The sequence below is a fragment of the Nitrosarchaeum sp. AC2 genome, from assembly GCF_013407385.1.
Lineage (GTDB): Archaea > Thermoproteota > Nitrososphaeria > Nitrososphaerales > Nitrosopumilaceae > Nitrosarchaeum > Nitrosarchaeum koreense.
The window spans coordinates 1,567,723-1,590,869 of record NZ_CP030847.1 but is presented as its reverse complement, the minus strand read 5'-3'; the positions used below and the strand labels follow the sequence as shown (position 1 = coordinate 1,590,869).

Here is a 23,147-nt window from a genome sequence, read left to right as displayed (position 1 = left end):
CGAATTTTTAGAAAAAACTGCCAAATCATTTATACCATCATATTTCTTACCTCTTGCGGGGAGATTATAATTGGATAAATCACAAATAGAAAGTACTATCAATGAGATCCGTAAGCGCAGTGGCGCTATAACGGCCTTCAATCAAAATAAAATTTCAAACGCTATATACAAAGCGTTGGCAGCCACCTCTAAAGCCGACCGTGCGCTAGCCGATCAACTTGCAAATAAAGTTGTACAAAAATTAGTCGAACAGGGGTTCACAAATTCTAGAGCTCCTAGTGTTGAGGATATTCAAGACATTGTAGAGTCAACTCTTATCGATTGTGGAAACAGCGACATTGCAAAAGCATACATCGTTTACAGACATGAACGAAGAAAATTAAGGGACGAAAAAATGAAAGTCTTAAACCTAAAATCTTTAGATCCTGTCTCTAAGAATTTTGATCTAAATTGCTTGAGAGTATTGGCATCTAGATATCTTTTCAGAAATAACAAAAATGAAATCATTGAATCACCAACTCAAATGTTTGAAAGAGTTGCAATTCTTGTTGGAATAGGTGATGTCTTATATGATTCAAAAGTGTTTGAAAAAACTGGAAATATAACCCAAGATATTGAAGAAGCACGCACATATCTTGAGAAATTAGATAATTTTGATTATAAATTCAAAATTGGAGAATATTTTCTCAACAAGTGGCACTTTAGATCTCTGATCAATCACTATGTGACTCTTGCAAGTAAAGGTCAGATGAAAGTAAGCTTTAAAGATCTTCTAACACTGCTTGCAGCAAAAGAATTAGATAGTTACGCAGACAAAATCACAGAATATTTTGAATTGATGACAGCACAAGACTTTCTGCCAAATTCACCAACAATGATGAATGCTGGTGGTAGACTTGGTCAGCTTTCTGCATGTTTTGTTCTTGGAATGCCAGATGACATGGAAAAAATTATGAAATCAACTTCTGATGCAGCACTAATATTCAAATCTGGAGGCGGAGTTGGAATCAACTATTCTGATCTTCGTGAAGAAGGCGACATTGTTGCATCAACATCAGGTGTAGCATCAGGTCCTGTCTCTTTTATGAATATCATCAATACCGTAACTGAAGTTGTAAAACAAGGCGGCAAAAGAAGAGGAGCTAACATGGGAATCATTGAAGCTTGGCATCCTGATGTTGAAAAATTCATCACAAATAAAACCGAACCTGGTGTTTTGGAAAACTTTAACGTCAGTGTAGGTATTTGGGAAGACTTTTGGAATTCACTAGTAAATACAACTGATGGAAAATACATGTTACGTAGTCCACGTGACAGAAAGCCAGTAAAAGAAATCAATGCACATCAATTAATTGACTTGATAGCTCTCTCTGCATGGAAGAGTGCAGAGCCTGGATTGATCTTCTTTGATCAAATTAACAAATACAATGTATTTGCTAAAGCAAGACAAGCTCCACTAAGAGCTACAAACCCATGTGGTGAACAAAGTCTTTATCCATACGAATCATGCAATCTTGGTTCTATCAACTTGGTAAATCTTGTAAAGAGAAAAGCTGATGGAGAATACGAATTTGATTGGCAAAGATATGAAGAAACAATCAGAAAGACAACCAGATTCTTAGATAACATCATTGATGTAAATCACTATCCTGTAAAAGAAATTGATATTGCATCAAAAGATTCTAGAAGAATTGGATTGGGTGTAATGGGAGTAGCAGATCTATTATACAAATTAAAAATTCCATACAACTCCAAAGAAGGATACGATCTACAATCAAAACTATCTGAAGCATTGACTTATTATTCAATGGAAGAAAGCGTAGCACTTGCAAAGTCTAGAGGTGAATTCCCACTATGCTCAAAAACAGAATATCCTGAAGGAAAGATACCAATTGCAGGATATTATGAGAAACCAAAAGAGTCTCACTGTTATGAGTGGGATGCGCTAATTGATAAGATAAAGAAACATGGAATAAGAAATGTTTTGACTACTACAGTAGCTCCAACAGGAACATTATCTATGATTGCAGATTGTTCAAATGGAATGGAACCAGCATTTGCTCTAGTCTTTGAGAAGAGAGTAACAGTAGGTAGATTCTTCTACACCAACAAAATTGTTGAACAAGTACTACAAGAACATGGTCTATACAGCGATGAGCTCCTTGCAAAAATTGCAGACAATTATGGTTCACTAAAAGGAATTCCTGAAATTCCTCAATGGATGCAAGATGTCTATGTAACTGCAATGGATATTCACTGGGCAGATCATCTAATGGCTCAAGGTGTATGGCAAGATTGGATTGGAAATGCAATTGCCAAGACAATTAACATGCCATATGATGTTACAGCAGAAGATGTAAAATCTGCATATCTGTTGGCACATGAACTGGGACTAAAAGGAATCACAGTATATCGTGATGGTTCAAGACACAAACAAGTACTTCACATGACAAGTGACAATGCACAAAAGACATTTGATGTTACACCAAGCGAACACGTTACTAGATATGTAACAACTATGATATCAAATCCATATATCAAATCACATGTACATGATTCACTTGAACTCAAAGTATATGATGAAGAAATTACATCCGAACCTGTTAGACAAGAAGTAGATGAAAATCGTCTTTGTCCAACATGCAAAAACAACCTTGTATTTGTAGAAGGATGTAGTATTTGCATCGAATGTGGGTACAGCGGTTGTACTTCTGGATAAAATTACACTCAACGGATTACTAGAGACCTGCTACTTTGCAGGGAGGCAATAGCTGCCTGCCAAGCAGAAGTAGTTGCCTATCGGCAATTTGTTGAGCATGGTAGTACATGAAAAAAGGCAAAAACCTGATCTCCAATCAGGTAGATAGCTATCCGGGCAGGACGTGTACTATCATGAAATTATTATTATAATTTCTTGCTATAATGATGTAATAAAAACCAACATGAAATAATTAACTAATTGAAAAAAATGACAAATAGAATTGAAACATGTAACAACTTTTTTACCTGCGATCACTTTTGATTCAACATGGATAGGAAGATTCTTGGTATATCTGGAGGTATTGCAGTAATGATTGTTATAGTTGCAGTAATGCTGCTTACACCAAATTTAGAATCAACTCCAATTCAGAAACATAATGAAAAAATCGGCCTTGTAATTAATGCACCACATTCAGCAATATCACTGCAAGACTTAAATCAAATTTACGCTGAAGCATCTTCTACAGGTATTGGAAGAAGTAATGTCTACTTGTTTTGGAATATTGTTGAGCCTGTAAGAGGAGAATATGACTGGAAACAATCAGATGTGTTGATGAGTTTTAATAAAAATAATAATCTCAAAGTAACATTATTTTTTTCTGTTATTAATGGAGAAACATTAGGACCATTTCCAAATTGGATAGGAAAGCCATCACTTAATGCGATTGGAGAAGATCGACTAGTAAACGTTCTTGATGCAATATTATCTCGTTATGATATTATAGATACAGTTGTAATTGCAGGGGAAACAGAATCTCAATTTCGTTATCATGAACAAAATATTCCTGTATACAAAGAACTATTCAATGGGGTATACGCCAAATTAAAAGAAAAACACCCCGATGTACAAATTGGAAATGGATTTGCGTTACATAACGTATTAAATAAAAACTTAGAGCATATTGTATCTGATCTGGCAATAGGTGATTTTGTAGCTTTTTCATATTTCCCAGTTGATACCTTAAATGATATTGTCAAAACACCAGAAGAAGCTAAAGCAGACTTGCAAAAGACATTTGAAATCATACCTGATAAAAAAGTTGGATTTTTTGAGGTTAGTTGGAGTACTTCTGATTTTGTAGGAGGTAATGAAACATCACAGCAAATATTTCTAGAAAAATCATTTGAATTTTACACTGAAAATGAATCTAAAATAGAATTTTTTACTTGGTACAGGCAATATGATAGACCTGATGGCACATGTGTGATTGACAAACCAGAAATTGCTAATCAAACTCTAACTGTAGGCGGTGGTTCTGGTTTAGGAAGCAGTGAATACATAATGGAGCGACTGAGTCATTACATTTGTAATTCTGGATTATTGGGTGTTGATGGAACACCAAAATCTAGTTGGAATGAATTTAAAAATCAGATAGAACTAATCAATTAAGATGCTCTCTCTTATTTTAGCAGAATCTGCATTAGAAACAATTCCCACAGAACTACAAGATCATCCTTCAGTAATTTCACATGCACAAAAACTTGGAAAACATCCGTCTGAAATATTGCTTGATAACTCATGGCATTTTGCTGCAATGAAAGGAATCAACGATGAAATTAAAAGAGGAAGACCTGATCTAGTTCATTTTTCTATATTGGAAGCTACAACAATTCCATTATACTCACAAAATAAAATTAAAATTTATATTCACACAATTGATGATAACGTAATTTACATTGGAGAAAACGTTCACATTCCAAAATCATATCATAGATTTGAAGGTCTTATTGAAAAATTATATTTAGAAAAAACCATACAATCTGGCAAAGATATGTTATTGGAAATTAAAAAAAAATCGTTTACTGAGTTAATCAATGAGATAAAACCATCTGAGATTATTGGATTTTCAACTAAAGGAGAACCAAGCTCATTTGAAAAAATTAGCTCTCAAATTTCAGATAATTCTTGTATAGTTATAGGTGGATTTCAAAAAGGCCACTTTTCTGCGTCAATAAACAATAAAATAAATCGCTTATTTTCAGTTGGTAACTTGTCTTATGAGGCTCATGTAGTGATTGCACGTATGCTCTACGAGTATGAAAAAACCGTTTTTATGTAGGAAATTAAGTTTGTTTTCTTGTGCAGTCATAGTATAGCCTGGTTAGTATTCGGGGTTTCCAACCCTGTGACGCGGGTTCGAATCCCGCTGACTGCACTTTTCTATCAAAAGAGAACTAATTTTTAGGTGGATAGTGATTAATTATTGTGAAACCCGCACTTAGACAAATTGCATTAGAGAGAATGCAGATTTTAATTAATAGTGCAATTTCTAATGCAAAAATGAATCCAGTACTATCTCAGAGACAGGCATTACTGGCACAACGAATTAGCACAAGACACAAAATTCACATGCCTTATGAATTAAAAATTGTATTTTGTAAAAAATGTAAATCATTTATCGCTCCAGGGATAAATTCTAAAATTCGATTAGGCAGAACATCAGTAAAGTCGATCAGAATTTCGTGTAACCTTTGTGGGCATACTTATCGCAAAATAATAGCTCAATGATTTATAAGACGATTCCTGAGTTTTTGACCTTATGGCAAAGGTATACGATGTACCATCTGATGTATTGATTAGTAGATTGGCAGCTATTTTAAAAAATGAAGATATTCCTGCTCCTTCTTGGATTCCATTTGTAAAAACTGGAGCTCATGCAGATAAACCACCTCAAGACAGAGATTGGTGGCATACAAGATGTGCATCACTAATGAGAAAAATTTACCTTCATGGTCCACTTGGAATTAACGAATTAAGAAAAATTTATGGTGGAGGTAGACCATCTGGATATGGTGCTGCTCATCATAAAGATGCTGGAGGCGCAATAATTCGTAATGCAATTCAAGGATTAGAGAAGCTTGGATATGTTGAGAAAGTTGAGAAAAAAGGCCGTGTCATTTCAAAAAAAGGAATGCAAAAATTAGATAGATTATCAACAGAAATTCTAAACGAACTGATCGTTGTAAATCCTCAACTAAAAATATACTCTTAGATTTAAAATGAGTTTTTCTGAATCACCTGATCAAGATAAACAAAATCACGATATGACTGCTCAAAAAGAGCAAGTCCTCAAACAAATACTTTCTCCAGATGCAAGAATGAGATTAAATAACATTAAGATGGTCAAACCTGAATTATCTGATTTAGTAGAGCAGTATCTAATTGGAATGGCATCACAAGGAAAGATGAATTCTCAAATTAATGACAATCAACTTAAACAAATTTTATTATCAATTCAACAACCAAAACGTGATTTTAAGATAAATCGTATCTAATCAGAGAAAATATAATTAGGGGTCTGATCAGAGTTTATTCATGAAAGGCGTTGTTTATGAAGAATATGCACCTGATGATAATTATGCTAAAATTTTAAAAGTAAAAGATGTACCTGATCCAAAACCAAAAGCTGATGAAGTAGTCTTCAAGGTTAAATCCGCCGCTCTAAATTATAATGATATATGGGGAATGAGAGGTTCACCAGTACCAGTTCCATTACCTCACATCTCTGGTTCTGATGCATCTGGAGATGTAATTGCAGTTGGAGAAGATGTAAAAAATATCAAAGTTGGTGATAAAGTAGTTTCACATTCTAACATGTCATGTAGAGTTTGCAAAGCTTGTACTGATGGTAGAGAATTTGATTGTGTAAATAGAATTATTTGGGGATTTCAAACTGGACCAACTTGGGGTGCATTTTCTGAAATTACCCATCTTCCAGAAGTGAATGTTTCGAAAATTCCTGAAGGTGTAAGCTATGATGAAGCAGCAGCTGCATCTATGACTCTTTTAACTTCTTGGCATATGTTAGTTGGAAGAGCAAAGATAAGACCTGGACAAACTGTATTGATAATGGGCGGTGGCTCAGGAGTTGGAAGCTTTGGTATTCAAATTGCAAAGTTGTATAATTGTGATGTAATAGCAACTGCTAGTCCTGACAAATTGGATAAGTGTCTTGAACTTGGTGCAGATTTTGCTGTTGACCACAGAAAAGAAGACTGGTATAAGGAAGTAAGAGCAATTTCAAAAGAATTAGCCAAGAAAAAAGATGAGGCACCAGGCATTGATGTATCATTTGATCATATTGGTCAAACTCATTGGAATCAACAACTTACACTACTCAAATATGGTGCAACATTAGTATCCTGTGGAGCAACAACTGGTTATGATGCAAAAACTGATTTACGACATATATTCTTTAAAGGTACAAATATTCTTGGTTCAACACAAGGAACTAAAGCAGAATTAGATCAAGGTTTGTATTGGATGGGACAAGGTAAAATTAAAGCAGCAATCGATTCTGTTTATTCATTTGAGCAAGCAGCAGAAGCTCATACTAAAATGTTAACTGGAAAAGGACTCTTTGGCAAAATCTTAATGAAGCCAGAAGGCGTCTAGCCATTTAATGACACAGCTTTTTCGCAGTCTTATTTTTGTTCCAGGAAATAATTCCAGGTTTTTAGAAAAGGCAAAAAATATTCAAGCTGATATAATTTGTTTTGATTTAGAAGATTCCGTACCAGATGAGGAAAAAAATAATGCTAGAAAATTAATTCAAGATGCACTAAAATCACGTCAATCTTACAAATCATCAATTTTTGTGCGCACAAATTCTCCAAAATCTGGAAAAATTCCAGATGATCTAAAAACAATTATTCAAAAAGGAATTGATGGAATAGTGATTCCTAAAGTAAACAATGTTGCTGAGATAAAAAAAATTGAAAAGAATCTTTTATTATTGGAAAAAAATCGTAAACTAAAACCAATTCAAATAATTCCTTCTATTGAATCAGCTGAAGGAGTAGTTAACACATACAATATCGCATCATGCAGTAAAAGAATCCAAGCAGTAGTTTTTGGAGTTTTTGATCTCTTAAACGATTTAGGAATTGAATACTCAAAAGATTCAGAAGGTGGAAGATATTCTAGGGCAAAAATTCCAGTAGATGCAAAAGCAGCAGGAGTTTCTGCAATTGATGCCATTTGGCAAGACCTTAAAGACATTAAGGGATTAGAAAAAGATTGTAAAGTTGGAAAGGATCTTGGTTATACAGGAAAAAGTATCATACATCCTGACCAAATATTAACAACTCACAAAGTTTTCTATCCAAGTAAAAAAGAAATTCAATGGGCAGAAAAAGTTTACAAATTTTATTTAGAATCAACAAAAAAAGGAAAAGGAGCTACAACTATAGATGGAAAAATGATTGATGAGGTTCACTTTAAACAAGCTAAAACCGTACTTGAAATTGTAAAATCTACATCAATTTAGAATTTTCTTATGAATTATTTTCTAATCTTATACTTTTAAAAGTCGATACAAGTACTTTTATCATAAATTTGTTCATTTATTACTCCTTGAAACACAATATCATTCTTTTTCATTTCAATCTTTATTTCGTCAAAAACACATTTGTATTTTGAAATTCTTTTACTCTCACTAAGTACTTTGCCAGATTCTACAATTAATCCATTTATGATTAAATTTTCAATTTTTCTATATCCAGATGTTTTTGGAATTTGAGCTTCACTTAAAATTTGAGGGATGGTTAGCTCGTTTTCAAAAAGACAATTCAGCATTTGTCTAGTTTCATTATCTCCACATAACACTAATAGTGAATCTAATAGATTTTGATCAATTATTCTAACAGAGTATTTACCACCTTTTCTTTGAATTTTGATTACTTCGTTTAGACATTCATTTTCAAATTTTTTTCTATTTAGATTTAAAATGTTCTTTAATACCAAATTCAATTTATCAAAATGCTCTATGGATAGCTTTATTGACATTCCATGTTCTAAGAACAACTCTCTTTCTAAAATTTTTAATTCATCTTCATCCAGTTTTTGTTTAATTTTTTGAGATAATGCTTTAGCAATTAATCTGTCAATTCCTCCCATATACTATTAAAAAATAATACAAAATATTAAAGCATGTGTGATTAATCATGACTATGAAACGTTCAGTTATTGTAATTGATGATGATGAAGATACAGTTAGATTATTTGGTGAATTTTTGGAGGAAAGGGGCATTAAAGTTGCGGGTAGTGGTTATGATGGTATAACTGCAATCAAACTTTACAAAGAAAAAACCCCTGATGTTGTCTTAATTGATATAATGATGCCAAATGGAAGTGGTTTTTATGCAATCAAAAAAATTCAAGAAATAAATTCTAATGCAAAAATCATCGCGGTGAGTGGAGATGGTAGTTATTCAACTGAAGAAAAATTAGAAAAATTATCTATTCCCTTGATCCGTAAACCGTTTAACATGGAACAAATTATCTCTGTAATTAATGACTAAATCCATTCCCACAATTGGGACATTTCATATAATGTTATATTGAAATCATCATAAATTACTAAGTACAATGAGTAAACGTGTAACAATAATGATTGATGATGATCTGGATAAAAAAATAAGACTTCGTCAAGCAAAAATGATTCAGCAAGAGCAATCTTCATACAGTTATTCTAAGGTCCTTAATGAAACTCTTAGAAAAGTATTGAAATAATTTTATTAAATAACATTTTTTATCTTTTCGAATAGAATAAAGACTTGTTATCCCAATATTGTAATGGTACAATTGATTAATCTACTAGACCCTACGGTTGTAATCAAAAGAATGTTTGAATCTGGACAATATGATGAAATGTACAATTATTGTCAAAAGTTACTTTCTAATGATCAAAATGATATGGTGGCACTTCAAAATTCTGCATTGGCTTTAATACATTTAGCAAGATATGAGGATGCAATCATCTATTGTGATAAAGTATTAAAAATAAAAAATTATGATAACTATGCTTTAAAAAATAAAATTTACTCCCTTGAAAAATTAAAACGATATAATGATGTTATAATTTGCTGTAACATTATACTTGAACACGATTCTGCAGATACTTGGACATTCAATAGTTTAGGTCTGTCACTAAATGAATTAGATCGACATACAGAAGCTATAGAATTTTATGATAAAACACTAAAAATTGATAGTAACGACATTACTGCATTGATGAATAAGGCTATTTCCTTAAACCATTTAAAAAATTATAAAGAATCTATTGAGTTTTATGATAAAGCACAAATTGAAGATCCTAGCTTAAACGAAGCATCAATTGCTAAATCTAAAGCGTTTGAAAAATTAGGTATGACTGATGAGGCTTTTTTAGCCGCACAGGGTGTTTTAGTCAAAGATATGACAAAAATCATTGCTGATGCCAAAAAAAATAAGTGTACTGTTTTTCATCAATTCTGTCAAAACGAATTTGATGAATTATCCAATAAAAAATAAAATTCACATTAACAAGAAAATCAATTTATACAAAGAAATTTTACAACATAAATGATGTTTACTGGAATAGTTGAGGGAATAGGAAAAATTGAGAAAATTTCCAAAAACACAAAAACTAGAAGTTCTATTCAAATGACGGTAAATTTAGGAAAACATGCAAAAGGTTTGAAAATAGGACAAAGTGTATCTTTGAATGGAGTTTGTCTTACAGCTACCAAACTTTCGAACTCTAAATGCATTTTTGAAATGATCGAGGAAACTACCAGTAAAACTGATCTAGGGAATCTAAAACCTGGTGATATTGTTAACATTGAAAGAAGTCTAAAAGCTGGCGCTAGATTAGAAGGACATTTTGTTTTAGGTCATGTAGATGGTGTTGGCACCATTAAAAAAATAGAAACTAAACCTAAAGAAGTTCAAGTTTGGTTTGAACTTCCAAAAAACTTGACAAAATATGTTGTGAAAAAAGGTTCGATTGCAATAGATGGAATTAGTCTAACCGTAGTAGATATTAAAAATAATCTTGCTTCAGTATGTCTAATTCCTCATACAATGGAAAAGACCAATTTTAAAATCAAAAATGTTGGTGATAAGATTAACATTGAGACTGATATACTAGGTAAATACATTTTAAAATAAAATTATTATAGTACCATTTTTGTAGTAATTACCAATTTTTTAGTAAACTTTATAATTAGTTTACTGCTGATTTTTGCATATGTCTCTTGAATCTGGGATTGAATCATTAAAACGCGGTGAGTTTGTATTATTATTTGATTCTGCAGGAAGAGAAAATGAGATAGACATGGTAGTTGCTGCAGAATTTGTAACTCCAGAACATGTTGCAAGGATGCGACAACATGCGGGTGGACTTTTGTGTATTGCAATTGAACATAATTTTGCAAATTCTCTAGAATTACGGTACATGCATGAAATTTTAGCAGACTCCCCAATTTCTAATAAAGAGATGATCATGGGACTTGCCCCATATGGTGATCATCCAACATTTTCAATTTCAGTTAATCATTATCAAACTTATACTGGTATAACAGATAAAGACAGATCATTAACAATAAGAGAAATGGCCAATATTTTCAAGGTAGAAAACAAAAAGAAAAAATTTGTTTCGTCTTTTAAAACACCAGGTCATGTTCCATTATTAATTGCCTCAGAAGGATTATTATCAAAAAGACAAGGTCATACCGAAATGTCTGTATATCTTAGTAAAATTGCAGGATTGACTCCAGTTACTGCAATTTGTGAAATGATGGATGCTCAAACTTATACTGCTTTATCTATTGATAAGGCAGAAAAGTATGCAAAACAAAATGCAATTCCATTAATTGATGGAAAAGAATTATTAGAATTTGCTAAGGTGCATTAATTTTGAATATTGCTATAGTGGTTTCGGAATTCAATGAAGAGGTGACTTTCAGGATGCTTTCTGTTGCAGAGGAAAAAGCAAAAAAAATGAAATTAAAAATAAATTATACCTGTAAAGTCCCGGGTGCATTTGATATGCCTATAATTATTGATGCATTGTTACAAAAAAATGATGTTGATGGAGTGGTTACTCTTGGTGCAATAATTAAAGGACAAACTAAACATGATGAAGTAATTGCCCATTCTACGGCAAATGCGCTTACAGCATTATCTATTAAATATAAAAAACCTGTATCTTTAGGAATAACTGGGCCTGGAATGCAGGATAGACACGCATATGCCAGAATACGACCAGTAGCAGAACGTGCAGTGGAATCAGTTGTAAAAATCTTCAATGAATTAGAAAGGATTCAAAAATGATCCAGCTTAGCATATTGAAGATTAGTGGATATGGCCCATGGACTCTAACTCTTGGTAGTGATAGAGAGCATGCGCTTCAAATGCTTCAGGCATCGTTATACCAAGAAATTCAAAAGTTATTCTCAGAAAAAAATTGTCTTGTTTTTTTAAATAGAGCAGATGAATTTTTTGTAGTTTCTAATGGATTAACCTTGGAGGATCATATTGAAATTCAAAAAAATCTTGAAAAATCTTTTGATATGCGATTATCCATGTCTATTGGCTATGCTGATTCCCCCTTTGCTGCAAATCTGAAAGCATATGAAGGTAAAAAAATGAGATCTTTCTAAACAAGGATTTTTCAATTTTTGGATTTATTAATGGTCGTTCTGACAACAAAGTATCCATAATGCATTTTGATGTAGAGAATCTTACATCAAGAAGAAAAATAATTTCTCCCTATGAAACTACTTCCATAATTTTTAATCTATATGCAAAAATGTCAAAATTTTTCCTACAAAAAAACTCTCTTACATTTTTTATGGGTGGAGATAATTTTATGGTTGTTGCAAACGATGAAGCTAAACAATCCGTTAAAGATTTCATTAAATTAATTCAAAATGAAGATGATATTACTTTGAATTGTGGAATAGGTAATGCCAAAAATGCTAGAGATGCTGTAAAACTTGCAACAAAATCTCTTGATACAATAAGAGAAATTAGAGATTCAGGAAAAGAAAAACCAACAGTGTATGAATTATCATGCTAATCAAAAATGTTAGTGTTCTATTAGGTAAAGAATTAGATTTTGTTCCAAAAACTGATATAAAAATTCAAGATTCAAGATTCAAACAAATAAAATCCAGTATTGGAACAAATACAAAAGATGAATTCTTTGATTGTGAAGGTTTATTGTTAATTCCAGGATTTGTAAATTGTCATACTCATATAGGCGATTCTATTGGAAAAGATGTTGTTCTAAATAGTTCTGTTGATAAAAGAATTCATCCTGTGTCTGGTGTAAAACCATTAATTCTAAAAAATACTGAAAAAAATCATCTAGCAAGTTTTATGAAATATTCCTGTCAGTCTATGATAAATAAAGGAATTACAACTTTTGTAGATTTTCGAGAAGGTGGATTTGAAGGTGTTTTACTACTAAAACAAATTCTATCTAAATTACAAATACGTGGAATTATTCTTGGTAGATTAGAATTCTATCAAGGAACATCTGAAATAAAAAAAAACAAACCTATGCCTAAAACTAAAATGAATGAACTTGTAGAATTATTAAAAAAATGTGATGGAATTGGAGTAAGTGGAGCAAATGAAAACAGCTTGTCTGTACTAAATTACTACTCTTCCACGCCTAAACTTCGTGCTATTCATTCATCTGAAACAAAACAAAGTGTTTCTAAATCCAAAAAGATTACCGGAATATCTGAAACCACACGTGCACTTACAATGAAACCCCATTTTTTGGTACATATGACACATGCATCATTAAATGATCTGCGCTCTGCATCAAAAAAAACTTCTGGAATAGTAATTTGCCCAAGAGCAAACGCTGCACTTGCTGAAGGAATTCCTGATATTGAGTTAATTAAAAAAGTTGGTTGCACTGTAGGATTAGGTACTGATAATGTGATGATTAATTCACCAGATATGTTTAGGGAGATGGATTATTTGTGGAAAGTAACAATGGGTATTCATAAAAAAAGAATAGAGCCAAAAGAAATTTTAAAAATGGCTACTGTGAATGGTGGAAAAATTTGAATAAAGATATTGGAGTAATTGAAATTGGTAAACTTGCAGATGGTATTTTTATCAACAAACATGCATTAGACTTAGAGCCAATGCATAATATTCACGCATCTATAGTTCATAGAGCATCAGAATCTAGTATTCGTGCTGTGATGATTGGAGGTAAAATAGTTCATGGAAAAATCTAGACCACATGTAATTTTAAGTGCAGCCATTTCTATTGATGGAAAAATTGCTACACGTTTAGGAGATTCAAAACTATCTTCAAAAAAAGATAAAATAAGAATTCATAAACTTCGTTCAAAAGTTGATGCAATTCTTGTAGGAAAAAACACAGTTCAAAGGGATGATCCACTGCTTACAGTAAGATACGTAAAGGGAAAAAATCCTATAAGAATAATTTTAGATTCAAGAGGAACAATTAACGTTGATTCAAAAATTTTACAAACATCTAATAAAATTCCAACTATTATTGCTGTTTCAAAAAAAATTAGTAAATCAAATTTAAAAAAATTAAAAAAATTTCCAGTTGAAATTATAATGACTGGTGAAAACTCAGTGAACATAAAATCTTTAATGAATCATCTAAGTAAAAGAAAAATTAAAAATATTTTGGTGGAAGGCGGCGGTACTGTTAACTGGCAATTTATTCATAATGATCTATTTGATGAAATTTTGATTGCTCTCTCTCCATTTATTATTGGAGGAACCAATGCAATCACATTTGTTCAAGGAAAAGGTTTTGATAAAATCAAAAAATCCCCTAGACTCAGATTAAATACAATAAAAAAACTAGAAAATTACCTGATTTTGCATTATACAAAAGTGTAAGTTCTTATACTTAATTTAAAATATAATAAGAAATTGGCAGCAAAAAAGAAAGCTACAAAAAAGAAAACTACAACTAAAAGCACTAGTAAAAAATCAAAAACTGCAGCAAAATCATCAAGCAAGTCCAAAAAACCAGCATTTGGTGGTTATGCAATTAGTTTTGCAGGTCGTAAAGAAACTGTAGAACAAGTTTTTGGTAACAAACCTATTGCACCAAGTGAAATGACAAAAAAGATTTGGGCATTTGTTAAAGCAAAAAGCCTCTCTAATCGTTAAAGACACAAAATTGTTAACGAATAATTCGTTAACTAATTTCCTATCTTTTAATTATTTAAAATCTGAATAAGATATAGATATTGGATTTTATTTGTAATAGTTGTGTCAACTACATCATTAAGACGAGATCATGAGCTAATTGAAAAAGTTATCAAAGCAATGGAATCAACAATTCAACTTCTAAATGATGGTAAACAAATTCCTGAATCTATATTGTTGCCTGTTATTGATTTCTCTAAAAATTTTACAGATGTTTGTCATCATAGTAAGGAAGAAAATTCTTTATTTCCTGCATTAGAACAAGCGGGAATGCCACGTCACATGGGCCCTATAGCAATGATGTTGATAGATCACGAGCGTTCTAGAGAAATTGGAAAAGAAATGGAAGTCTCTGCCAAAAATTATATTTTAACAGGAGATTCTACAAAATTGATTACTGATATGCAACAATATGTAGAACACATAACAGAACATTTATGGAAAGAAAATAATAAATTATTCATGATGGCTGAAGCACGCTTACAATATGTTTCAAAAAAGGTCGATAAGGAACTCAATGAAATTGAAGAATCAAAATTAAAAGAAACTGGAAAAACTAGAGAACACTATGAACAATTAGCTGAAACTCTCACTAGAGATGTTTTAAAACAGGGAAGTTAGATTTGGCTTACAGCATATTTGGTCAGGTTGTTGGAGTCAGAAAATATGTAAATGGCAATATAGAGATAGATTTCTATCATGAAGATGAAATTACTGAGTACAAATATTCATCAAATTCTAGTCTAGATAGTAATTTTCCAAAGGATCTAGCTGAAACTTTAGCCTCAACTTTAGCATCTGATATATGTGTAGAAATCTACTTTGATGATAATCGTAATCCAACTCATATAGAGTTAGAAGAATGTGATTATGATGAAGATGATGATTAATGATAACTTATTCTACGTAATGATGATGACTCAAATTATCATAAAATCTAACAGATTTAATATTTACAAATTCTAGTATTCCGTATCTTGATAATTCTCTTCCAAATCCACTATGTTTTATTCCTCCAAAAGGAATTCTTGGATCTGAAATAACCACATTATTTACACTAACTATCCCTGATTCTATTCTTCTTGACATTTTTTCAGCTTTTGCCAAGTCTTTGGTCCAAATACTTGCTCCTAATCCAAACTCTGTATTGTTTGCCAATTTCACTGCTTCACTTTCATTTTCAACTATAGTTATGGGTGCAACTGGCCCAAACGTTTCCTCCTTAGCAATTCTCATATTTGGTTTAACATTGGTAAGAATTGTAGGTTGATAGAAGTATCCCTTTCCATCAATTTGTGAACCACCTAAAAGAATCTCAGCTCCTTTCTCTTTAGCATCTTCTACAATTCCTGAAATTGTTTCTAATCCACCTTTACTTGATAAAGGTCCTATGTCAGTTTCAATTAAAGTAGGATCTCCAACTTTTAGTTGTGAAGCTTTTTTAATAAATGATTCAATAAAATCTTTAGCAATATTTTTCCAACAAAAAATCTTTTAGATGCAACACAGCTTTGTCCACAATTGATGAATCTACCTTTAACAGCACCTTCAGCAGCTTTTTCAATAATTGCATCATCTAATACAATAAATGGATCACTTCCTCCAAGTTCTAAAACGCATTTTTTTAAATTCATAGCAGCTCGTTGACCTACTTTTGCACCAGCATCAGTGCTTCCTGTAAATGTCACTGCATTGACATCAGAATCAATTAAGTGATTGGCAGATTCTACACTTCCTACTACTGTTTGAAATATTCCATCTGGTACTCCAGATTCTGTAAATGCTTTTTCAATCTCAAGACCTGATTGCATGGTTACTCTAGAAGGTTTCATTACGATTACATTTCCTGCCATTAAACAAGGCGCAGCAAATCTCAGAGCTTGCCAATAAGGAAAATTCCATGGCATGATCGAACCAATCACTCCAAGTGGTTCAAAAGTAAGAAAGCTTTTCTTGCATCCGTATTTAATACTTCATCAGCAAGTAAACTATCTCCATTGTCAGCATAATACTCTAAGGCCCAAGCACATTTTTCAACTTCACCAATTGATTCTTTGATTGTTTTTCCCATTTCAGATGTTGCAACTTTTGCCAATTCCATTTTGTTCTTTTTTAAATATTCAACTAAATTGTAGATGTAACTACGACGTTTTTCATAATCTTTTTTCCATTCAGGAAAAGCTCTTCTTGCCTTTCCAACTAGCTGAAATACTTGATCTTTATCCATTGGATTAAATTTAGAAATTTCTTCACCAGTTGCTGGATTTATTGTAGTTATTTGATTCAGGATGTATCTCACCAATTCTCCTATTTAATTTAGTAACTTAGATCCCAAATTTTTAAAAACTAATATTTTCTAGCATTAATGCTAGAACGTCTGTTGCATATCTTTTTTAATTTCATCAATTTTTTTAGAATATGCTTTTTTTGATTTATCATTCTTTTTTAAGTTCAATACATTCCCACATGATGGACACTTGAACATTCCTTCTAAAGCATCCTCAAAAGTAACTCTATGGCAATCTTCATTTCCACAATGATAAAAATCTGAATAATTTTCATAATCAAATCTTTGTTGCAATCTTTCTGTAATTTTCTTTTTTTGACTTTCTATGAAATGTTCTACTTCTTCTCTACGAGTTCTCCATCGATAAACAAACCATCCTTTACGCTCATCTTTAACTCTAATTCCTGTGATTAGTGATTTTCCAAAGAGATCATACAAAACCTTTCTTACCATGTTTATTCTCAAACCTGTAGAACTTGCAATTTCTTCATCCGTAGCATCTTCTGCCTTCAAAAGTGATCTAGCGACTTTGAGATATTCATCTCCTCCTATCATGGATGCAATTCTAACAAAAGGGTCTTCGTATTTGTCTACCAACTTTATTGATTGATAATTTTCTATTATTAATCCCTTGTTCCTCTTACAAGTACATTTTTGCCATTTCTCGTGGGTATGATCTTTCTTTTAGCCCCGGGAAAACTATTCTTAAATTGCTCCCCTTTCTGAATGCGATCAAGAATAATTGCCAATGCACTAATCTCAGAATGGGGTTGGTTTCCAATTCCTACATTATAATCTGCAAGTTCATAGATTTCTCTTGGAACTTTTTCAGCACCTACAACTATTAGTAAATTTTCTTCTTTTCTAAGTTGCATATCTACATCATTAATGCTTTCTCCATACATTGTGAGATGAACTATTTTACTATCTTTTTTCTTCATTTTTACAATTGATTTCCAATTATCAATAAATTCAACAACAAAATCTCCGCCCCACGTATTGTTTATTTTTTCTAATGTATCTTTAATTTCTGGATTAACTTCAGTCATGAATATTTTACTACAACCAAAAGCTCTAGCAACTAAAGCTACATGTGTGGTAACTCTATCATCTCTTACCAATCGTTGTCCTATTCTTACAACTTCAATTACCATATGTATTATCAAATCCAATTGATGTATCTTTTTTATATTCTGGCGATTTTTGATTTTGAATAATTGCTTTGATTAAATTTTTTAACTCTATAAGATTATGTCCTGTTTTAGATGATATTGTAATTCGTTTTTTATAATCTTTTAAATTCAGAATTTCTATTTTTTCTTCAATTTCTTCAGATGTCAATAAATCTGATTTATTTAAAGCAAAAATTATTCTATCCATTTCAACACCTAATTCACTTAAAGTTCTCATACAACTTGCAAATTTCTTTCGTAATTCTAACAAAGAATCATTAATGTCGATTACAACTATTATGATATCTGTATGGATTAATTCTTCTAAGGTTGATTTGAATGCATCAATCATATATGCAGGTAATTTACTGATGAACCCAACTGTATCTGCAATTAAAAATGGTTCTTGTTCTATAGAAAATCTCCTTGTAGTTGTAGAGAGAGTAGTGAATAGACTTTTACTTTGTTCTTTTGATTCACCTGTAATTTTATTAAATAATGTCGTTTTTCCAGATGAAGTATATCCTGCAAGTGAAATGGTCTTAAATCCAAGTCTTTTTCTTCCTTGTCTGTGAAGCTCTCTTTGTTTTCCAGCTTTTTCAAGTTTTGATTTTATTGATTGCATTCTATGTTTAATATCGTCATGATAAACATCAATCTCAAATTTTCCTATTCCCATAAATCCTGGTTGCTCTCCCATGCTAGAAAGCCGTACTTTTTCTTTAGCTCTAACCAATTCATATCGAAGTTGAGCTAATTTAACTTGCAATTTAGATTCGGCACTTGATGCTCTAGTTTCAAAAATTTCTAGAATAAGTGCTTCTCTATCTAGAATCTCTCTATGCAATGCTGAAGCTAGATTATAATTTTGACTTGGCTTTAATATTTCATCAAAAACAATAACATCTGGTTTGAGTTTATCTGCAATTTCTATTAATTTTTCTAATACACCTCCGCCTATTCCGTATTTTGGTTTTTTTAGAAAATGCTGTTTTATTGTATGAATTACTCGTATTCCCGCTGCATCACATAATCCAATAGCTTCAGTAACTGCATCTTCTTTATCATATGTGATTAGTATTGCAGAATTCATTTTATTTATTATACTGCCACGAGTTGCTCAAGTTAAAGCTTCACTAATTATTTTAATACAAAAATCATTGCTTTATGTCTATTTTAGGCATAATTATGTAGTCTTTTTTAATGATTTTTCTATATTCATATTGAGAACAATTTCTGCTATGTCACTAGCATACTCTGATATTCGCCTTATGTTTTCAGTCATTCGTCGAATTCTATAGATTTCTTCATCATCTTTAAGCGATTTTGATGCATCTCTTACTTTTTTCTCATATTTTACAATCTCACTTGTCTTCTCAATTGTTTTTTCAGCTTGGACATAATCTTCTTTGAATAATGCTAAACATGAATCATCTAAAACCGATAATGCAAATTCGTTCATATCCTGAATTTTTTCTACGATATCTTTCTTTACTGGTTTTTTAAATTCTATTATGTCATTTGCTATAAGCACTGCATGATCTCCAGTTCTTTCAATATTTTTTACTACTAATCTATATCCTAGACAATCTCTAGCATTTTTAAATCCCATTTCTTTTAACATATGTTCATTTTGAATTGCAATTTTTAACTGTCTAATAATATAAAACCCAAATCTGTCTACCTCATCATCGGTATTGATTACTTCATGGGCTAATTCTAAATTATTTTCACTCATTGCTAAAATTGCATCATTTGACATTGATTTTGCTAGATGAATCATACGTTTGATTGCACCATCGACACTGAGTTCTAGTAAATTAACAAGAACTTGAATTGTAATTCCACTACTAGAATCTGATATTATTTCAGAACCCATCAACATTCTTTTTACAGCTTCTTTTACAGCATTTCTTTGATTGGGATTAAGCCTTCCACTTTTTGGTTTGATGTTGATTGTTTTATACCCTAAAAAATACAATGAAATTAATTTTCTTACAATTGCAAATGTTTCTTCATTTTCTATCTCAATTGTGGCATCTTCTTTCTTTTGAGATCTAGTTTCAAATTTTGGCGGATAAATCTCTAATGTTGATGAATCTTTTCTTACCATTCTAATTTGGTCTCCTTGTTTAAGACCAAGATCCATGACCCATTGTTTTGGTAATGAAACTATGTATGATGATTTACCTGTAAATTGAATTTTTCTTGTTTCTTCCTTTTCATCCATAAACTATGTTAAAGATTACAATCTATATAGTTTATCCCTAACAATATATACTTGCATTGAACTAATATTCCGAAATTTATCTATGGTATAAGTGGATCAAACTCTGAAATTAAAACACACACTTGATGCATTATTTGGAAGTGGAGTTTCAAAGTACCTACCTAAAAATATTGAAATTGTATTCTCAAGAAAAACTGGTAGAATTAAAACTGTATCTGAAAAAGGCAAATTACTATGTACCTTGAGAATCGATGGGGGCTTGGCTATTAGTCCCTATTTTGCTCAGATTTTGTTAAAAAGTAAAAAATTCAAAGAAAATTGTTTAGAAGTTAATCAGGAAGCAGCACCATTTGTTCAAGATGGAAAATCCGTCTTCTGTAAACATGTTGTATGGTGTGGCAAAAATATACGAATTGCATCTGATACTCCAGTACTTTATAAAAATAAAGTAATTGCAGTAGGAAAAGCAGTATTGTCTTCTGAAATGATTTCTGATTTTAATAGAGGAATGGCTGTTAGGGTTAGAGATAGTTTAAAAAGTCATAGAGGGGAATCAACATCATGATGCGCGGTGGAAATCGTGAAATGCGAAGAATGATGGATAAGATGGGTCTTGATATGAAAGAGATCCCAAATGTTCAAGAGGTAATAATTAAGACTGATAAAAAAGAGATCATTGTTTCAAAACCATCTGTAACAGAAATGAAGGCTAAGGATAATTCTATTTTCACAGTTACTGCTGATAGTTATGAAGAACGAGAATTAGAAGTCCCAATATTTTCTGAAGAAGATATTCAACTAGTAAGTCAGCAAGCTGGCGTAGATGAAGAAAAGGCTAAAACTGCTCTAGAAGAAGCCAAAGGCGATCTGGCCAGAGCAATACTTCTTTTGACTTCTGGATGATATCTCATTCTTATTTATGCCTAAAAATGTCCATAAAATGAATGATTTAAGTAATGGATTTGAAAAAATAACATTATGAGTAGTATGGCCGAATCTAAAGTAACTGGAATTATTCAATCATTAAATGGCTTAGAGGATAATCTAGACTCACTTAACGGTAAAGTGGCTGATATGAAAAAACAGCTCTCAGTAAAAGCAATAAATGAAATTGATAAACTTTTAGAAAAAACACGAGAAATGGCTACAAAAGAGGCTGAAAATATAATCAACGCTTCAAAATCCAAAGCTGCTGTAGAATCTGAAAAAATTACTAAAGAAGGTAAATCTAAACTATCTGAAATTCAATCAAATATTGATGCTCATTTTGATGAAGCAGTGAAACATGTCGTGTCAACTGTTTTGAAGGCATAAACCTAAATCAGATATTTGTTAAACTCTAACATCGATCCATTACTGAACTCTCGTATTGGAATTGCTACTACGTACGGTAAACCATATTATAGATTTTCCATTTCCTTGAAGGCTCTGAACATATCATTTGATTCTATACTCCCAGAAGACATCCTAAATTATGATGGAGATTTAGTTTTGACTACTAGAAAAGAAGCTCCATTGGAATGTGAAAAACCTATGTTACATGAGGATATACTCGAAGAACATCCCACAGTAATTCGTGGATTAATGATTCAAAAATTATCCATGGGTTATGAACAAGATCTAATCATTGGAATTGATCCTGGTCAAATTATTGGTCTCTCTGTATTTTATTATGGAAGAGAAATTGAAAGCTCTTTTAATTCATCTGTTGAAGAATTAGTATTACATATTATCAAAATTTTAGGGGGTCTACGAGCCAGACGAAAAATAATCAAAATAGGCAATGGTAACATGAACATTGCAAAAGAAATAGTAAATATGCTGAATCTGAAATTTTGTTCTTCTTTTGAATTAGAGTTTGTTGATGAACATAAAACCAGTTTAAAAATTAAAAATTTTAATCAAAGAGGAAAACGTGATATGCTCTCTGCAAAATATATCTCTCAAAGAGAAGGATTTCGTTATTCAATTTTGCCACTTTCAATAACCGGATGATTTTTTAATGAAAATTCGATCTTTATCTCCATTTTTTAATTATAGATACGAATAATTTTTGAAAAAATTAATCTCAAATTAGCTATACATATTTATTGAAGATTTTGTGTTTTTCTTGCAAACAAATAACATTGATCGCATTATAACTTAAAATTATTTCATATTTCTTATTAATATTTTGAAAAAATTATCTATCCATCCTTATATAGTTATGAATTCTATAATAAATTACTAAGATGACTTGTAAAGGAATTTGCGTTAGATACAAGGCTCAAAAGCCTGTCGGAACCGGAAGATATGCTTCTGGACAACGTCGATGTCAAATTTGTGAAATATTCATCAAATGGGAAGGTCTTTGGTGTCCATGTTGTGGATACAGATTAAGAACAAAACCACGAAACCTGAAATACAAAGCAAAACTTCGTGCTAGAGTAGAAGCTGATTCTATTGAAGCAAAAACAATTGCAAAATCTCAACCAGAAATTGAAGAGGAAATAGTAATCAAAGCTAAACCAAAAGCAAAAGTTGCTAAAGCACCAAAAGTTGCTAAAGCACCAAAAGTTGCTAAAGCACCAAAAGTTGCTAAAGCACCAAAAGTTGCTAAAGCACCAAAAGTTGCTAAAGCACCAAAAGTTGCTAAAGCACCAAAAGTTGCTAAAATAAAATTGGAATCAATCCCAAAAACTGAATCAATAGCAATAAAAGCATAAGATTTGT

Annotated in this window: 30 protein-coding genes, 1 tRNA gene and 2 pseudogenes; 27 read left to right on the top strand and 6 right to left on the bottom strand. The window is 31.6% G+C overall.

Going from position 1 to position 23,147, the window contains the following annotated elements:
• Positions 1–70 precede the first annotated feature (70 nt).
• The 9 genes from DSQ20_RS09630 to DSQ20_RS09590 all read left to right on the top strand — a co-directional run bounded on the left by DSQ20_RS09630 (position 71) and on the right by DSQ20_RS09590 (position 8,030).
• Positions 71–2,719 (top strand): adenosylcobalamin-dependent ribonucleoside-diphosphate reductase, encoded by a 2,649-nt coding sequence (locus DSQ20_RS09630; RefSeq protein ID WP_179365448.1) that lies wholly within the window; start codon positions 71–73, stop codon positions 2,717–2,719.
• Positions 2,720–3,028: 309 nt separating this feature from the next.
• Positions 3,029–4,150: a hypothetical protein gene (locus tag DSQ20_RS09625; protein ID WP_179365447.1), complete on the top strand. Its 1,122-nt coding sequence runs from the start codon at positions 3,029–3,031 to the stop codon at positions 4,148–4,150.
• A gap of 1 nt (position 4,151) precedes the next feature.
• Positions 4,152–4,820 carry a ribosome biogenesis protein gene (locus tag DSQ20_RS09620; protein ID WP_179365446.1) on the top strand — a complete coding sequence of 223 codons (669 nt, stop codon included), beginning with the start codon at positions 4,152–4,154 and terminating at the stop codon, positions 4,818–4,820.
• Positions 4,821–4,842: 22 nt separating this feature from the next.
• Positions 4,843–4,916, top strand: a tRNA-Gly gene (locus DSQ20_RS09615).
• An 86-nt stretch (positions 4,917–5,002) separates the two neighbouring features.
• Positions 5,003–5,269, top strand: a complete 267-nt coding sequence (locus tag DSQ20_RS09610; RefSeq protein WP_179366381.1) for an RNase P subunit — start codon at positions 5,003–5,005, stop codon at positions 5,267–5,269.
• 31 nt (positions 5,270–5,300) lie between these two features.
• Positions 5,301–5,753, top strand: coding sequence for a 30S ribosomal protein S19e (locus tag DSQ20_RS09605; protein WP_007551491.1), 453 nt, complete (start codon positions 5,301–5,303; stop codon positions 5,751–5,753).
• Positions 5,754–5,760: 7 nt separating this feature from the next.
• Entirely contained in the window at positions 5,761–6,036 is a 276-nt protein-coding gene (locus DSQ20_RS09600; protein WP_007551490.1) for a DNA-binding protein, read from the top strand.
• 40 nt (positions 6,037–6,076) lie between these two features.
• Positions 6,077–7,156: a zinc-binding dehydrogenase gene (locus DSQ20_RS09595; protein ID WP_179365445.1), complete on the top strand. Its 1,080-nt coding sequence runs from the start codon at positions 6,077–6,079 to the stop codon at positions 7,154–7,156.
• Between the two features lie 7 nt (positions 7,157–7,163).
• Positions 7,164–8,030: a CoA ester lyase gene (locus DSQ20_RS09590; protein ID WP_179365444.1), complete on the top strand. Its 867-nt coding sequence runs from the start codon at positions 7,164–7,166 to the stop codon at positions 8,028–8,030.
• Positions 8,031–8,065: 35 nt separating this feature from the next.
• Here DSQ20_RS09590 and DSQ20_RS09585 read toward each other — a convergent pair whose 3' ends face one another.
• On the bottom strand, positions 8,066–8,659 hold the full coding sequence (locus tag DSQ20_RS09585; protein WP_179365443.1) for a transcriptional regulator: 594 nt from the start codon (positions 8,657–8,659) through the stop codon (positions 8,066–8,068).
• 53 nt (positions 8,660–8,712) lie between these two features.
• Here DSQ20_RS09585 and DSQ20_RS09580 point away from each other — a divergent pair, with 53 nt between their 5' ends.
• The 13 genes and pseudogenes from DSQ20_RS09580 (at position 8,713) to DSQ20_RS09525 (ending at position 15,636) form a co-directional block, all read left to right on the top strand.
• Positions 8,713–9,063, top strand: coding sequence for a response regulator (locus DSQ20_RS09580; protein ID WP_179365442.1), 351 nt, complete (start codon positions 8,713–8,715; stop codon positions 9,061–9,063).
• Positions 9,064–9,130: 67 nt separating this feature from the next.
• A complete protein-coding gene (locus DSQ20_RS09575) occupies positions 9,131–9,274 on the top strand; it encodes a hypothetical protein (protein ID WP_007551484.1) in 144 nt (47 codons plus the stop codon).
• 111 nt (positions 9,275–9,385) lie between these two features.
• Positions 9,386–10,054 (top strand): tetratricopeptide repeat protein, encoded by a 669-nt coding sequence (locus tag DSQ20_RS09570; RefSeq protein ID WP_179365441.1) that lies wholly within the window; start codon positions 9,386–9,388, stop codon positions 10,052–10,054.
• Positions 10,055–10,108: 54 nt separating this feature from the next.
• Positions 10,109–10,693, top strand: a complete 585-nt coding sequence (locus tag DSQ20_RS09565; RefSeq protein WP_048110542.1) for a riboflavin synthase — start codon at positions 10,109–10,111, stop codon at positions 10,691–10,693.
• Positions 10,694–10,772: 79 nt separating this feature from the next.
• Positions 10,773–11,438 (top strand): 3,4-dihydroxy-2-butanone-4-phosphate synthase, encoded by a 666-nt coding sequence (gene ribB / locus DSQ20_RS09560; protein WP_007551481.1) that lies wholly within the window; start codon positions 10,773–10,775, stop codon positions 11,436–11,438.
• Between the two features lie 2 nt (positions 11,439–11,440).
• The gene (gene ribH / locus DSQ20_RS09555; protein WP_179365440.1) at positions 11,441–11,857 is read left to right on the top strand and encodes a 6,7-dimethyl-8-ribityllumazine synthase; all 417 of its coding nucleotides are present in this window, start codon (positions 11,441–11,443) and stop codon (positions 11,855–11,857) included.
• Positions 11,854–12,186 (top strand): GTP cyclohydrolase IIa, encoded by a 333-nt coding sequence (locus DSQ20_RS10940; RefSeq protein WP_255458248.1) that lies wholly within the window; start codon positions 11,854–11,856, stop codon positions 12,184–12,186. The genes ribH and DSQ20_RS10940 overlap by 4 nt, the downstream gene beginning before the upstream one ends.
• A 59-nt stretch (positions 12,187–12,245) precedes the next feature.
• Positions 12,246–12,605 carry a GTP cyclohydrolase IIa gene (locus tag DSQ20_RS10935; protein WP_255458247.1) on the top strand — a complete coding sequence of 120 codons (360 nt, stop codon included), beginning with the start codon at positions 12,246–12,248 and terminating at the stop codon, positions 12,603–12,605.
• Positions 12,599–13,788, top strand: a pseudogene (locus DSQ20_RS09545) (amidohydrolase family protein). The gene DSQ20_RS10935 and the pseudogene DSQ20_RS09545 overlap by 7 nt, the downstream one beginning before the upstream one ends.
• Entirely contained in the window at positions 13,775–14,431 is a 657-nt protein-coding gene (locus tag DSQ20_RS09540; RefSeq protein ID WP_179365439.1) for a 2,5-diamino-6-(ribosylamino)-4(3H)-pyrimidinone 5'-phosphate reductase, read from the top strand. The pseudogene DSQ20_RS09545 and the gene DSQ20_RS09540 overlap by 14 nt, the downstream one beginning before the upstream one ends.
• Positions 14,432–14,464: 33 nt before the next feature.
• Entirely contained in the window at positions 14,465–14,707 is a 243-nt protein-coding gene (locus tag DSQ20_RS09535; RefSeq protein WP_179365438.1) for a hypothetical protein, read from the top strand.
• Between the two features lie 102 nt (positions 14,708–14,809).
• Positions 14,810–15,367 (top strand): hemerythrin domain-containing protein, encoded by a 558-nt coding sequence (locus DSQ20_RS09530; RefSeq protein WP_179365437.1) that lies wholly within the window; start codon positions 14,810–14,812, stop codon positions 15,365–15,367.
• A gap of 2 nt (positions 15,368–15,369) precedes the next feature.
• Positions 15,370–15,636: a hypothetical protein gene (locus tag DSQ20_RS09525; RefSeq protein WP_179365436.1), complete on the top strand. Its 267-nt coding sequence runs from the start codon at positions 15,370–15,372 to the stop codon at positions 15,634–15,636.
• 7 nt (positions 15,637–15,643) lie between these two features.
• Here DSQ20_RS09525 and DSQ20_RS09520 read toward each other — a convergent pair.
• The 5 genes and pseudogenes from DSQ20_RS09520 to DSQ20_RS09500 form a co-directional block, all read right to left on the bottom strand.
• Positions 15,644–16,973 (bottom strand): annotated as a pseudogene (locus DSQ20_RS09520) (NAD-dependent succinate-semialdehyde dehydrogenase).
• 141 nt (positions 16,974–17,114) lie between these two features.
• Positions 17,115–17,630 carry a transcription factor gene (locus DSQ20_RS09515; protein ID WP_007551470.1) on the bottom strand — a complete coding sequence of 172 codons (516 nt, stop codon included), beginning with the start codon at positions 17,628–17,630 and terminating at the stop codon, positions 17,115–17,117.
• Between the two features lie 26 nt (positions 17,631–17,656).
• The gene (locus DSQ20_RS09510; RefSeq protein ID WP_179366380.1) at positions 17,657–18,187 is read right to left on the bottom strand and encodes a tRNA (cytidine(56)-2'-O)-methyltransferase; all 531 of its coding nucleotides are present in this window, start codon (positions 18,185–18,187) and stop codon (positions 17,657–17,659) included.
• Positions 18,177–19,298, bottom strand: coding sequence for a GTPase HflX (gene hflX, locus DSQ20_RS09505; protein WP_007551468.1), 1,122 nt, complete (start codon positions 19,296–19,298; stop codon positions 18,177–18,179). Before hflX ends, DSQ20_RS09510 begins: the two co-directional genes overlap by 11 nt.
• Positions 19,299–19,391: 93 nt before the next feature.
• The gene (locus tag DSQ20_RS09500) at positions 19,392–20,435 is read right to left on the bottom strand and encodes a phosphate uptake regulator PhoU (protein ID WP_007551467.1); all 1,044 of its coding nucleotides are present in this window, start codon (positions 20,433–20,435) and stop codon (positions 19,392–19,394) included.
• Between the two features lie 91 nt (positions 20,436–20,526).
• Here DSQ20_RS09500 and DSQ20_RS09495 point away from each other — a divergent pair, with 91 nt between their 5' ends.
• From DSQ20_RS09495 to DSQ20_RS09475, 5 genes are all read left to right on the top strand, one after another.
• On the top strand, positions 20,527–21,000 hold the full coding sequence (locus DSQ20_RS09495; RefSeq protein WP_007551466.1) for a PUA domain-containing protein: 474 nt from the start codon (positions 20,527–20,529) through the stop codon (positions 20,998–21,000).
• On the top strand, positions 20,997–21,338 hold the full coding sequence (locus DSQ20_RS09490; RefSeq protein ID WP_007551465.1) for a nascent polypeptide-associated complex protein: 342 nt from the start codon (positions 20,997–20,999) through the stop codon (positions 21,336–21,338). The genes DSQ20_RS09495 and DSQ20_RS09490 overlap by 4 nt, the downstream gene beginning before the upstream one ends.
• 75 nt (positions 21,339–21,413) lie before the next feature.
• Positions 21,414–21,749, top strand: coding sequence for a hypothetical protein (locus DSQ20_RS09485; RefSeq protein ID WP_007551463.1), 336 nt, complete (start codon positions 21,414–21,416; stop codon positions 21,747–21,749).
• 105 nt (positions 21,750–21,854) lie between these two features.
• A complete protein-coding gene (locus DSQ20_RS09480; protein ID WP_179365435.1) occupies positions 21,855–22,430 on the top strand; it encodes a hypothetical protein in 576 nt (191 codons plus the stop codon).
• Positions 22,431–22,666: 236 nt separating this feature from the next.
• Positions 22,667–23,140: a hypothetical protein gene (locus DSQ20_RS09475; protein ID WP_179365434.1), complete on the top strand. Its 474-nt coding sequence runs from the start codon at positions 22,667–22,669 to the stop codon at positions 23,138–23,140.
• Positions 23,141–23,147: the final 7 nt, after the last annotated feature.

Coding starts and splice junctions, on each gene's coding strand:
- DSQ20_RS09625 (WP_179365447.1), top strand. CDS start 3,029: ATGGATAGGAAGATTCTTGGTATATCTGGAGGTATTGCAGTAATGATT.
- DSQ20_RS09620 (WP_179365446.1), top strand. CDS start 4,152: ATGCTCTCTCTTATTTTAGCAGAATCTGCATTAGAAACAATTCCCACA.
- DSQ20_RS09610 (WP_179366381.1), top strand. CDS start 5,003: ATGCAGATTTTAATTAATAGTGCAATTTCTAATGCAAAAATGAATCCA.
- DSQ20_RS09605 (WP_007551491.1), top strand. CDS start 5,301: ATGGCAAAGGTATACGATGTACCATCTGATGTATTGATTAGTAGATTG.
- DSQ20_RS09600 (WP_007551490.1), top strand. CDS start 5,761: ATGAGTTTTTCTGAATCACCTGATCAAGATAAACAAAATCACGATATG.
- DSQ20_RS09595 (WP_179365445.1), top strand. CDS start 6,077: ATGAAAGGCGTTGTTTATGAAGAATATGCACCTGATGATAATTATGCT.
- DSQ20_RS09590 (WP_179365444.1), top strand. CDS start 7,164: ATGACACAGCTTTTTCGCAGTCTTATTTTTGTTCCAGGAAATAATTCC.
- DSQ20_RS09585 (WP_179365443.1), bottom strand. CDS start 8,659: ATGGGAGGAATTGACAGATTAATTGCTAAAGCATTATCTCAAAAAATT.
- DSQ20_RS09580 (WP_179365442.1), top strand. CDS start 8,713: ATGAAACGTTCAGTTATTGTAATTGATGATGATGAAGATACAGTTAGA.
- DSQ20_RS09575 (WP_007551484.1), top strand. CDS start 9,131: ATGAGTAAACGTGTAACAATAATGATTGATGATGATCTGGATAAAAAA.
- DSQ20_RS09570 (WP_179365441.1), top strand. CDS start 9,386: ATGTTTGAATCTGGACAATATGATGAAATGTACAATTATTGTCAAAAG.
- DSQ20_RS09565 (WP_048110542.1), top strand. CDS start 10,109: ATGTTTACTGGAATAGTTGAGGGAATAGGAAAAATTGAGAAAATTTCC.
- ribB (WP_007551481.1), top strand. CDS start 10,773: ATGTCTCTTGAATCTGGGATTGAATCATTAAAACGCGGTGAGTTTGTA.
- DSQ20_RS10940 (WP_255458248.1), top strand. CDS start 11,854: ATGATCCAGCTTAGCATATTGAAGATTAGTGGATATGGCCCATGGACT.
- DSQ20_RS10935 (WP_255458247.1), top strand. CDS start 12,246: ATGCATTTTGATGTAGAGAATCTTACATCAAGAAGAAAAATAATTTCT.
- DSQ20_RS09540 (WP_179365439.1), top strand. CDS start 13,775: ATGGAAAAATCTAGACCACATGTAATTTTAAGTGCAGCCATTTCTATT.
- DSQ20_RS09510 (WP_179366380.1), bottom strand. CDS start 18,187: ATGGTAATTGAAGTTGTAAGAATAGGACAACGATTGGTAAGAGATGAT.
- hflX (WP_007551468.1), bottom strand. CDS start 19,298: ATGAATTCTGCAATACTAATCACATATGATAAAGAAGATGCAGTTACT.
- DSQ20_RS09500 (WP_007551467.1), bottom strand. CDS start 20,435: ATGGATGAAAAGGAAGAAACAAGAAAAATTCAATTTACAGGTAAATCA.
- DSQ20_RS09490 (WP_007551465.1), top strand. CDS start 20,997: ATGATGCGCGGTGGAAATCGTGAAATGCGAAGAATGATGGATAAGATG.
- DSQ20_RS09485 (WP_007551463.1), top strand. CDS start 21,414: ATGAGTAGTATGGCCGAATCTAAAGTAACTGGAATTATTCAATCATTA.
- DSQ20_RS09475 (WP_179365434.1), top strand. CDS start 22,667: ATGACTTGTAAAGGAATTTGCGTTAGATACAAGGCTCAAAAGCCTGTC.